This window comes from Clostridioides sp. ES-W-0016-02 (assembly GCF_020641035.1).
Lineage (GTDB): Bacteria > Bacillota > Clostridia > Peptostreptococcales > Peptostreptococcaceae > Clostridioides.
In genome coordinates this window covers 2,968,812-2,981,154 of the sequence record NZ_CP061361.1, presented here as the reverse complement: position 1 = coordinate 2,981,154, position 12,343 = coordinate 2,968,812, and the positions used below count along the sequence as shown (strand labels likewise).

General features: G+C 27.7%; 10 protein-coding genes. 9 read left to right on the top strand and 1 reads right to left on the bottom strand.

Features of this window, described 5'->3' with window-relative positions:
* Positions 1 to 91 precede the first annotated feature (91 nt).
* The 8 genes from IC758_RS14145 (at position 92) to cplR (ending at position 9,012) form a co-directional block, all read left to right on the top strand.
* A complete protein-coding gene (locus IC758_RS14145) occupies positions 92 to 1,513 on the top strand; it encodes a carbon starvation protein A (RefSeq protein ID WP_227860542.1) in 1,422 nt (473 codons plus the stop codon).
* Positions 1,514 to 1,694: 181 nt separating this feature from the next.
* The gene (locus IC758_RS14140; protein WP_227432460.1) at positions 1,695 to 2,177 is read left to right on the top strand and encodes a TraR/DksA C4-type zinc finger protein; all 483 of its coding nucleotides are present in this window, start codon (positions 1,695 to 1,697) and stop codon (positions 2,175 to 2,177) included.
* A 50-nt stretch (positions 2,178 to 2,227) separates the two neighbouring features.
* Positions 2,228 to 3,007, top strand: a complete 780-nt coding sequence (locus IC758_RS14135; RefSeq protein WP_227860541.1) for a polysaccharide deacetylase family protein — start codon at positions 2,228 to 2,230, stop codon at positions 3,005 to 3,007.
* A 302-nt stretch (positions 3,008 to 3,309) separates the two neighbouring features.
* A complete protein-coding gene (gene lspA, locus IC758_RS14130) occupies positions 3,310 to 3,756 on the top strand; it encodes a signal peptidase II (RefSeq protein ID WP_227432462.1) in 447 nt (148 codons plus the stop codon).
* Complete coding sequence (locus tag IC758_RS14125; RefSeq protein WP_227862632.1) at positions 3,725 to 4,672, top strand: RluA family pseudouridine synthase; 948 nt, start codon at positions 3,725 to 3,727, stop codon at positions 4,670 to 4,672. The genes lspA and IC758_RS14125 overlap by 32 nt, the downstream gene beginning before the upstream one ends.
* Before the next feature lie 362 nt (positions 4,673 to 5,034).
* Complete coding sequence (gene pyrR, locus IC758_RS14120) at positions 5,035 to 5,568, top strand: bifunctional pyr operon transcriptional regulator/uracil phosphoribosyltransferase PyrR (protein ID WP_227432464.1); 534 nt, start codon at positions 5,035 to 5,037, stop codon at positions 5,566 to 5,568.
* A gap of 284 nt (positions 5,569 to 5,852) precedes the next feature.
* A complete protein-coding gene (locus IC758_RS14115) occupies positions 5,853 to 7,061 on the top strand; it encodes a uracil-xanthine permease family protein (RefSeq protein ID WP_227432465.1) in 1,209 nt (402 codons plus the stop codon).
* Positions 7,062 to 7,353: 292 nt separating this feature from the next.
* Complete coding sequence (gene cplR / locus IC758_RS14110; protein ID WP_227860540.1) at positions 7,354 to 9,012, top strand: ABC-F type ribosomal protection protein CplR; 1,659 nt, start codon at positions 7,354 to 7,356, stop codon at positions 9,010 to 9,012.
* Between the two features lie 189 nt (positions 9,013 to 9,201).
* On the opposite strand, the gene IC758_RS14105 is transcribed toward cplR, so the two are convergent.
* Positions 9,202 to 10,977 carry an NFACT family protein gene (locus IC758_RS14105; protein WP_227432466.1) on the bottom strand — a complete coding sequence of 592 codons (1,776 nt, stop codon included), beginning with the start codon at positions 10,975 to 10,977 and terminating at the stop codon, positions 9,202 to 9,204.
* A 310-nt stretch (positions 10,978 to 11,287) separates the two neighbouring features.
* Here IC758_RS14105 and ltaE point away from each other — a divergent pair, with 310 nt between their 5' ends.
* Positions 11,288 to 12,322, top strand: coding sequence for a low-specificity L-threonine aldolase (ltaE, locus tag IC758_RS14100; protein ID WP_227830781.1), 1,035 nt, complete (start codon positions 11,288 to 11,290; stop codon positions 12,320 to 12,322).
* The last annotated feature ends 21 nt before the right edge of the window (positions 12,323 to 12,343 follow it).

Sequence of the window (12,343 nt, the reverse complement as noted above, 5' to 3'; positions counted from 1 at the left end):
CAAAAAAGTATTACTATTTGAACTGGAAATAGTTTTCTTAAACTTATAAAAATTTATAAAGCAATTATAAAAAAACTAAGGGGATGAATTTATGGTAAGTTTTTTAGGTTCAATGGTGGTACTTATAGTAGGTTATTTTATTTATGGTACTTTTGTAGAAAAGGTTTTTGGAATCAATGATAAAAATCAAACTCCAGCTATAGCTTGTAGAGATGGTGTAGATTATGTTCCAATGAAATGGAAAAGAATTTTCTTAATTCAATTCTTAAATATCGCAGGTTTAGGTCCTATATTTGGTGCTATACAAGGTGCATTATTTGGGCCATCAGCATTTTTATGGATAGTATTTGGGACAATTTTTGCAGGTGGTGTACATGATTTTGCTTCTGGATATTTATCTATGAAGAATAAAGGTACATCTGCATCAGAGTTAGTAGGTCTTTACTTAGGCAATAGTGCAAAAATAGCAATGAGAATATTTAGCGTTGTTCTTTTGGTATTGGTTGGAGTTGTTTTTATAACAGGTCCAGCAGGATTACTAAAAACATTAACAGGAGTAAATACACAAATATGGGTTGGAGTAATAATTCTTTATTATATAATGGCTACTGTTTTGCCAATAGATAAGTTAATTGGAAAAATATATCCTTTATTTGGAGCAGCTTTATTAATTATGGCAGTAGGTGTAGCAGGAGGATTAATAATAAAGGGATATAACATACCAAATATAAATTTACAAAATATGAATCCAAATGGAACACCCCTATTCCCATATTTATTTATAACAATAGCATGTGGGGCAATATCAGGTTTTCATGCAACACAATCACCACTTATGGCAAGATGTGTTGAAAGAGAAAGTGAAGCAAGACCAGTATTTTATGGTTCAATGGTTGCAGAAGGAATAATAGCTTTAGTTTGGGCAGCAGCAGCTATGTCATACTTCCATGGTATACCTCAACTTAATGTAATATTTAATGATGGTGGAGCAGCTACTGTTGTTAATACAGTATCTGTTGGATTGATGGGGCCTATTGGAGGAGCTTTGGCTATACTTGGTGTTGTAGCATGTCCTATAACTTCAGGTGATACAGCATTTAGAAGTGCTAGATTAACAATAGCTGATGCAATGAACTACAATCAAGATGCAGTTAAAAATAGATTTTTAATAGCTTTACCACTATTTGCAGTAGGTGTTGCTCTTACATTTATAGATTTTAATATAATTTGGAGATACTTCTCTTGGGCAAATCAAACACTTGCTATGATAATGTTATGGACTGGTTCTGCATATTTGGTTAAAGCAAATAAAAACCACTACATAACTACATTGCCAGCGCTTTTTATGACTGTAGTAACATTTAGTTATATAATGCAGGCAAAAGAAGGTTTTAGACTACCAGTAAATATATCTAATGGAATAGGTGTTGCTGTTGCAATAATTCTTGGTATTTTATTCTTTAAAAAAGCTAAAGATATAAAAGAACAAAATACTCATAAATTAGCAAGTTAATATAATTATTATAAAAAATAAAAATATAACATTTAAATGTGTTTTAAAAATTTGTAGGTGAATTTAAAATTTGCCTACAATTTTTTTTGAAAAAATCAAATCTTACTTTTTATTGTATTTTTAATTTAGTTTTCCACATACTATTTTTATGATATAAATATTAAAATTAGAGGTGTTAAAAATGGATACTAAAAAATACAAAGATAAATTATTGAAAGAAAGAGCAAATTTGACTAATTTAGTGGGAGATATGAAAGACAATACTTTATTTGGAGATACAAATAAACATACCAGTGAAAAGTATTCATCAGGAGAGTTATCTAGTTATGATAATCATATAGGAGATATGGGAACAGATTTATATATGCAAAATATGCAAAATAGTTTAATAAATCATGAAGAAGGTAGATTGTATCAAATAGATATGGCATTATCTAAAATAGAAAATGGGACATACGGACTTTGTGATTTATGTCATAATAAAATAGATTTAGAAAGATTGGATATACTACCTGATACAAATTTATGCAATGAGTGTGCAAAAAAAGAAGAGGATTTATTAGGACACGCAAGTGAAACTCCTGAAGTGGAGGATTCTAATTTTTATTCAACAGACCTAACAAATTTAACTGATTTAAACAAAAACGGAACATTAAGAGATTAAAAAATTGACATCATATATTGTTAGAACGAATTAAGAAAAGAGGTAATGACATGAAAAAAGTAATGTGGGGTATATGTATATGTGTATTATCAATAGTAGGCGTATATACATATAGTCATAATACACATAATCAAAATAGCGTAAAAGAAGCTTATAGTCTAAATGACAATATAAAGAACGATTATGAAGATGTAATAATCAAGCAAGGAAATGAGGACGAAAAAATTTTAGCATTGACTTTTGATGATGGGCCAGATGAAGACTTTACACCACAAGTACTTGATATACTAAAGAAAAATAATGTAAAAGCAACTTTTTTTGTGGTTGGAGAAAAAGTTGCATATAACAAGGAATTACTAAAAAGACAGTATGAGGAAGGGCATGAGATAGGTAATCATACATTTACACATATAAATGTTGAAAAAAATAGTTATAATAAAGTAGAAAAAGAAATAACAGATACACAAAATGCTGTAAAGAGTGTAATTGGAGTAGAGCCCAAAATATTTAGACCTCCATATAGAGCTATGAGCAAAAGTGTATGTGATATTATAGTTTCTAAAGGTATGAATATAATTCTTTGGTCAAACTTGGACCCTAGAGATTGGTCAAATCCTGGCGTTGATAGTATTATTAATACTATTCTTACAAAAGTACAAAATGGAAATATAATACTTCTACATGATTATAATAATAAAAGAAACAAGAAATCACAGACTATACAGGCTTTGGAAGTAGTAATTCCCAAGTTAAAAGAAAAAGGGTATAAATTTGTAACAGTATCTGAACTTATACAACATTTAGATAAAAATCAACAAGTACAAAAATAAAAGATATTTGTTTAAAGACTAATGATGCTTGTAAATCTAAAATACAAGCATCATTAATCTTTAAGCTATAAAATACACAAAAAGTATTGAATAATAGAGTATTTTGAAATTTTTTATACATAATAATGTAATTTTAAATTTGTAGCAATTTATAATATAGAAGGGTTAATATTATTTTTGATTAGTTTTACTAAAAAATTCAATTTTAACAGAGTTGCTCTTTATAGTATTTTTTTTGTATAATGGTAATAGTGAATTTCAATCAAAATTGATTTTTAAATAATTTATAGGGGGAAAAATCATTGTTATATGTGTTAATAATAATTCTGCTTATAGGATTAGACCAATTGTCTAAACTATGGGTGTTAAATAATTTGGTGAATGTGTCTACAATACCAATAATAAAGAATGTATTTCATCTAACTTATGTTGAAAATAGAGGTGCAGCATTTGGACTATTACAAAATAATCAATGGATATTTATAATAGTTGCACTAATTGCAACAGTATTTGGGTTATATTATCTCAATACAAGAAAAGTACATACATCTGGAAAGTTGGGAATCATATTAATAATATCTGGTGCATTAGGAAATCTAATTGATAGAGTTAGATTAGGGTTTGTAGTAGATTATTTTGACTTTAGGATTATATGGGAGTATGTATTTAATGTAGCTGATGTATTTGTAGTTGTAGGAACTGTATTTTTATGTATATATGTTTTATTTTTTGAAAGTAAAAGTAGGTGATTTGATGGAGAATGTAAGAGAGTTTTTAGTGCTTGAAGAGGAAGAAGAGGTTAGACTTGATGTTTATCTAGCAGAACAATTAGGAGATATGTCAAGAAGCTACATACAAAAAATTATAAAAGATGGTAAAGTAAAAGTTAATAATAAAGTAGAAAAAGCAAAATATTTAGTTAAAGAAGAAGATAAGATTATTATAGAAATACCAGAACCTAAAGTTCTAGAGGTTGTAGCTCAAAATATACCAATAGATATTGTATTTGAAGATGATGATATTTTAATAATTAACAAGTCTCAGGATATGGTTGTTCACCCTGCTCCTGGAAATTATGAAAATACATTGGTAAATGGAATTTTGTATCATTGTAAAGATAAGTTATCATCAATAAATGGTGTTATTAGACCTGGTATAGTTCATAGAATAGACAAAGATACTTCTGGTCTTCTTATGGTAGCTAAAAATAATTATGCACATAATTTTTTAGCAGAACAATTAAAAGAGCATTCTATAACTAGGGAGTATGAATTTATATGTTATGGTGTAGTTAAAGAAGATAAAATAACTGTAGACAAACCAATAGGAAGAAATCCTAAGGATAGATTAAAAATGGCTGTAGTAAAAGATGGAAGAAATGCAGTAACTCATTTTGAAGTGGTAGAAAGATTTGATAAATTTACTCATATGAGAGCTAGACTTGAAACTGGTAGAACTCATCAAATAAGAGTTCATGCCTCATCTATAAATCATCCGCTTTTAGGTGATAGTGTATATGGACCTAAAGAAAATAAGTTTAAACTAAAGGGACAAACTTTACATGCTAAGAAATTGGGATTTATACATCCTACCACTAAGGAATATATTGAATTTGATTCAGAATTACCAGAATACTTTAAGGAAGTTCTTAGAAAAATTAAATAAAAGTTTGTATGATATTATAAATCATCTAATTAGATTTATACAAGTGATAAAATTAGTGAAGTTTAGCTAAAATATTTTATATTAAAGTATTTTGATTAAAAAAGCTTGAAAAATTTGAAATATAAATATATAATTTGAGTTAATGGAGTATAAAAATTATCTTTAAACGATACAGAGATATCGTAAGACAATTGCTGAATTAGACTATATATTTTTTTATATAAAAGCTTCTTGTCTTGTGATGAGAAGTTTTTTGTTGTTTAAATTGAAAATTTTAATAAAGTGGTTCTATAAAAATTTAAGAGAGAGGAGTAGATTTGTCAAAATAAAAGAGAATATATTTTTTTGACAATAGTTATGATATGGTAGAAAAAGCTCAATTAATGGATGAAAAGGCTATAGCAAGAGCAATTACTAGGATAAGTCATGAGATAATTGAAAGAAATAAAGGTGTAGAAAACCTAGTCTTAGTTGGAATAAAGACTAGAGGTGTACCAATCGCAAATAGAATATCTAAAAAAATAGAACAAATAGAAGGAACAAAAGTAGATACTGGTGATATTGATATAACACTTTATAGAGATGACTTAGAAAAAATTAATGTTGAACCAGTAGTCAAAGGAACATATCTAGATTTTAATGTAGATGATAAAACAGTAGTTTTAGTTGATGATGTGTTATATACAGGAAGAACTGTAAGAGCAGCACTTGATGCTATTATTGATATAGGAAGACCTAAATCAATACAATTAGCAGTATTAGTGGACAGAGGACATAGAGAATTGCCTATAAGAGCAGATTATGTAGGAAAAAATGTCCCTACTTCAAGACATGAAATTATATCTGTTAGTTTATTAGAAATTGATGGAGAAGATTCAGTTACAATCAAAGAATAGTGGTTTTTTAATATTATATAAAAGCTCAGCATTGTATAGTCATGGAGGAGGATAAAGCTTACATATATTGCACAAAATAAATAATACAAGTTTATTAATGTGTATATTAATGTAGTCTCTATTCTCCTTTATTTTGGTTTTCAATGTCGTAAAATGTAAAAAAATGATAGTTTGTACAGTAAGTATATAGAGATTAAAAAATAGAATCTAGGGAATTATAATTAATTAAAAGATATTAATTGAACAAAGGATTTATTCATATATAATAATTTTTGGAGGTTTTTATGAAAAAAACGATAATGTCTTTACAACATTTATTGGCCATGTTTGGAGCGACAGTATTAGTTCCCATTTTAACAGGCTTTAATCCATCAGTTGCAATTTTTTGCGCTGGTGTTGGTACATTGATATTTCATTTTTGTACAGAAGGAAAAGTACCTGCATTTTTAGGTTCAAGTTTTGCTTTTATTCCTGTTATACTAGCAGCTAAAGAAGCTTATGGAGGAGATTTGGCATATGCTCAGGGTGGTATAATAGTAGCAGGATTAATTTATATTATAATGTCAATTATAGTAAAATTAGTTGGGGTGGATAAAATTAAGTTATATTTTCCAGCACAAGTTACAGGAGCTATGATAGCAGTTATAGGTTTGAATTTATTACCAACGGCTTTTAATATGGCTTCAGCTAATTTTATAATAGCTTTTTTGACTTTAGCAATAGCAATTTTGACTAATAAGTTTGGTAGAGGATTTATAAAACAATTAGGTATATTAATAGCTGTTTTTTCTGGATATATAATATGTTTGGTATTAGGATTAGTAGATATAACTACAATTACAGAAGCAAGTTTACTTGCTATACCTGACTTTACAATTCCTAAATTTAGCTTAGGAGCAATTGTAATTATATCTCCAGTTGTTTTAGCTGTATTTATGGAGCATATAGGAGATATGACTACCAATGGTGCTGTTGTAGGAAAAAACTTTATAGAGAATCCAGGATTAAACAGAACATTACTTGGTGATGGATTTGCAACTATAGTAGCAGGATGCTTAGGTGGACCAGCTAACACTACTTATGGGGAAAATACAGCAGTACTGGCGATAACTAAAAACTATGACCCTTCAATACTTAGACGTACAGCAGTATTTGCTATATTGCTTGCATGTGTAGGGAAGTTTGGAGGATTTCTTCAAAGTATACCAGGTTCAGTTATGGGTGGAATCAGTATAATGCTATTTTCAATGATAACTTATGTTGGGTTAAAAACTATAAAAGATAGTTCTTGTGTAGAAAGTAAAGTAAATATATTGATAATAGCAGTTATATTATTGATAGGTCTTGGAACAACTTACTTATCTAATAAAGGGATTTCTATAGGAATTCCTATAACAAGTACTGTAAAGATAACTGGTCTTAGTTTGGCTGCGATTGTAGGTATTGTACTAAATAGAATATTGAATAATCAAGATTTTAAAGTTGAAAAATAATAATTAATTAAGTATATATTATTTTAAATAATCAATTTTTTATAGACATCGGCAATCAATATTGATATAATGATTAAAAATAAATAAAAGAAAGGGTAAGGTAACTGGGAAGATGAGAATATAATCTATTTTTTATAATTTAAAGTATTGTAAATTTTGAAAAGCCTATATTGGTGGCTTTATTTATAATGCTTAAATTAAGGAGAGTAGATTATAGTCTATACGTTTAGTTATTGTGCCTATTTATGTAAATCTCTCCTTATATTTAAGTATACCAGGGAGGGATTTTTTTATGATGTTAATAAAAGTAGAAAATTTAAAAAAATATTATGCTGATAAATTAATTTTGGATATAGATAAACTTGAAATATTAGAGAATGAGAGAATAGGTTTAGTGGGTTCAAATGGTCAGGGAAAAACAACTTTATTAAAAGCAATATTGGGTGAAATAGAAATTGATGAAGGTTGTGTTTATCTTACAGATAGCTATTCATATATAAGTCAGAGTGAAAATAATATTGAAAAATGTAATGATAGTAAAGAAAAAAGTCTATTAAATGCGCCAGATAAATTTGAAGATTATTTATCTGGAGGAGAAAAAGTTAAGCTAAAGATAGCAGATGCACTGAATAATAAGAAAAATATAATAATAGCAGATGAACCAACTTCAAATTTAGATAAAAAGAGTATAGATATTTTGGAAAATATGTTTAAGAGACATAAAGGAGCATTATTATTAATATCTCATGACAGACGTTTTTTAGATGAATTATGTACAACTATATTGGAATTGGAAGGTGGGAAATTAAAAGTTTATAAAGGTAATTACACTGATTATTTAGAACAAAAGGATGCGGATACAAAAAGAGCTGACTTTGAATATCATGAATATATAAATGAAAAAAAAAGATTGGAGAAAGCTCTTTTAGGCAAAAAAGCTTTAAGTGATGGGATAAGGAAGACTCCAAAACGAATGGGGAATTCAGAAGCTAGACTCCATAAAATGGGTGGTCAAACAAATAAGAAAAAAATAGATTCAAGTGTAAAAGCATTAAAAAGTAGAATTGAGAAATTGGAAGTAAAGGATAAGCCTAAAGTTTGTACAGATATGAATATTAAAATACAGGATGGTATGGAAATAATCAGCAAAAACTTAGTGGAATTAAAGGATTTAAGTTTAAATGTAGAAAATAAACTTTTATTGGATAATATCTCTTTCAAGGTAAAAAGAGGTAAGAAAATAGCTTTATTAGGCGATAATGGATGTGGAAAAAGTACTCTGATAAAAGAAATACTTAGTAATAAAAATGATTGTATAAGGATAAATAACAAAGTAAAGATAGGTTATTTTGACCAAAATCAAGATTTATTAGATGAGGAAAAGAGTATTTTGTACAATATCAAAGCAAATAGTTCATTTGCTGAGTCTTTTATAAGAATAAATTTAAATTTATTTGGATTTAAAGGTGATACTGTTTATAAAAAAGTTAAAGTTCTTAGTGGGGGTGAAAAAGTAAAGATAGCTTTATGCAAAATAATACTAGAAGATAATAATTTTTTAGTTCTTGATGAGCCAACTAATTACTTGGATATAAAATCTATGGAAGCATTGGAAAAAGCATTGATAAATACTGATAAAACTATGCTTATAGTATCTCATGATAGAGTATTTATATCTCATATTTGTGACTATTTTTTAGAAATAAAAGATAAGAATATAAAGGAGTTTGATTGTAACTATAGTGATTATATCATTAGTAGAAATAAAAAAACTTCTAGTAGAGAAAGTAAAGTTAAACAAGAAAATCTTTTAGTATTAGAAAATAGACTTACAAACATTATATCTATGCTGTCAATAGAAAAAGATAATGCAAAAAAAGAGTGTTATGAATTAGAATATAATGAGCTATTAGAAAAAATTAGACGTATAAAAAATAATGTTCAAAATTAAACTAATCGTTGTTTTTTTATAAAAATAGAAATTAATCAATTTAAATATAAGTATTGATTATTAAAAAACTAAAAATAAACAAATTTAAAAGTGGCATTCTTGTACAATAAGAATGCCACTACTTTTAGTTAATATGATAAATATATTATTATTTACCAGTCAGAAATTTTTATATCTATGAGATATATTTTATTCGGATTTAATTTTAAGCTTAGCTACCATTTCTTCTTCAGGAGTAACATAAATAGTACTATTAGTTTCATAGATAACCATGCCAGGTTTAGAACCACTAGGTTTCTTTACATTTTTTTTCTTTGTGTAGTCCACAGGTACTTGAGAAGAAATCTTTGATTTGCTAAAAAATGCAGCTAACATAGCTCCTTCAAATATAGTATTATCAGTAATTTCTTTACCAGCACATTTTATTATTACATGAGAACCTGGAATATTTTTTGTATGCATCCATAAGTCATCATTATCAGCAAGCCTTAATGTAAGATAATCATTTTGTTTGTTATTTTTTCCAACCAAGATTTTAAATCCATCAGAAGAAATAAATTCATGAGGTTTTGTAGAAGGAATAGTGTCTTTTTTACTACTTTTCTTTTGGGCTTTGATATATCCAACTTTACCAAGTTCTTCTTTTATATCTTGTAATTCAGCCAAATTTTCACAGTTTTCAATACTCAAAATTATGTTTTCTAAGTAATCTATTTCTTCTTTGTTTAATGAAATTTGGTGAGATATTTCAACTTTGGCATGTTTCATTTTAGTATACTTTTTAAAATATTTTTGAGCGTTTTCAGATGGAGTCAAATTTTTATTTAATTCTATTGTTACATTTTTACACTCTTCATCATAGAAGTTGGCAACATCAACACTTTCCATCCCTTTTTCTACCATATATATATAAGATGTAATTAGTTCACCCTTTACTTTATAAATATCTGCATTTTCAGACTCTAATAATTCTTCTTCTTGTTTTCTAAGTTTGTTATAAAGTCTATCCAGTTTAACAGATATGCTTTTCTTTAAGTCAGATGAACGTTGATTGATTCTATCTTTAATATCTTTAGTTCTGTAGAAATCCTCTAGTATATTAGAGATGCTTTCTTTATTGATATATGATAAATCATTAAACAATGTAAGATTGACACAACTGAAATCAACGACTTTATCTAATTTTTTATCTATAACAATACAAGGTGAAAACTTATTAGAATTTATATCATTAAATAAACTACAAAATTCTTTGTATAAAGAATCAAACTGTTGACTAGATATATCTTTGCTAATAGCGTTTTGATTTACATCTGCTCTATAACAAATTTCTTTGGCGATAGTAGGGCTTATACCTAAAAATTTAGAATATATAGACTTAAAAATAGGTCCATCAAATTCATTTAGATTGTTAATAAACGAATCTTTAGATATATTATCAAGAGGGTTAAGTTTATCTTGCTTTGGTGGCAATGAGTAACTATGTCCAGGTAAAACCTGACGAACTCTACTTATACTAAAAGGCACTCTTTTTATAGAATCTATAATTTTATCATCTTCATTATGAGTTACTATTATATTACTATGTCTTCCCATAATTTCAATTATAATATTTTTGATTGTCTTTTCTTTTAATTCATCTAAAGATTCAACACTGATTTTTATTATTCTTTCAAAACCAATTTGAGAAATTTCTATAATATTTCCACCTTGTATATATTTTCGAAGCAACATACAAAACATAGGCGCCTTTAGCGGATTTTCTTTTTTATAATTGCTTGTTAAATAAACCCTAGGATTTGAAGCACTTGCACTTAAAACCAATCTAAAATTTTCTTTGTTGTTTCTTATATTAAAAATTACTTCATCATCTTCAGGTTGATGAATCTTATCTATTTTTCCACCTGTAAGCTTTGATGATAATTCATCTACTATTGAATGTATAACTAATCCATCTAATGCCATGTATAGCACCCCTTTCTTTGACCAAAATAAGTCAGTAAATTAATTATACACATAATATATGCTCTATGACTAGGGGGAATTTAAACAACATGGATTAATGTGTAAATTTTATAATTATTTATACTTACAGGATATACTCACAAGAGAATAGGAAGTATATTTTTAAATTAATAATTTAAATTTGCTTAAATATAAAACAAATGTAGTATAATTAGTGTGTAAAGAATAACTTATAAAAGTATATAAACTTTACAAAGCTAAATAAATATTAAAGCTGTATAGTATATGAATATGAAAGAAGGTTGAAAAAATGAAATTTATTGATTTAAGAAGTGATACTGTTACTATGCCTACTGATGAAATGAGAGAAGCCATGGCAAAGGCTCCTGTTGGAGATTCAATCTTTAGAGATGACCCTACTGTAAATAAACTTGAAGAATTAGCAGCAGCTAAAGTTGGAAAAGAAGATGCTATTTTCCTTCCAAGTGGAACTTTTGGAAATCAGTTAGCTTTGTTTACTCACTGCCTAAGAGGTCAAGAAATCATTATTGGTAAAGGGTATCATATTGTGACTCATGAAGTTGGAGCACCTGCTGTAATAGCTGGAGTTCAACTTAGAACTATAGATGAAGATGAAAGTGGAGCTCTTAATCCTGAGCTTGTTGAGAAGGCAATTAGGAGAGATGATATACATGAACCACAAACAGGTCTTATATGTGTAGAAAATGCATATTCAGGTGGAACTGTTGTAAGCCTTGACAATTTAAAAGAAATTAAAAAAATAGCTGAAAAACACAATTTACCAGTGCATTTAGATGGAGCGAGATTATTCAATGCAGCATTAACTTTAGGTGTAGAAGCTAAAGAAATTGCACAATGTTGTGACAGTGTTATGTTCTGTGTATCAAAAGGTTTAGCTGCACCAATGGGTTCTATTCTTGCTGGAAGTAAAGAATTTATAGCAAAAGCTAGAAGAAAGCAAAAAGTTATGGGTGGAGGCATGAGACAAGTTGGTATAGTTGCAGCAGCTGGTATAATTGCCATTGAAAAAATGACACTGAGATTAAATGAGGACCATGATAATGCAAAATATTTAGCTTGTGAGTTGGATAAAATTGAAGGAATTGAAGTAAATAACACTAGTCCAGACCTGAGTATGGTATTCTTTAAAATGAGTGAAGATGTAATAAGAGAAGATGTTTTAATAAAAGAGTTTTTTGAAAGAAATATAAAAATCAATAAAATGGAAAATGGGGAGTATAGATTTGTAACTCATGTAGATATTACTAGAGAAGATTTAGATTATGTTTTAAAAACACTTAAAGAATTAATAGGTGTATGCTAATTAGGTATGTTCAAAAAACTA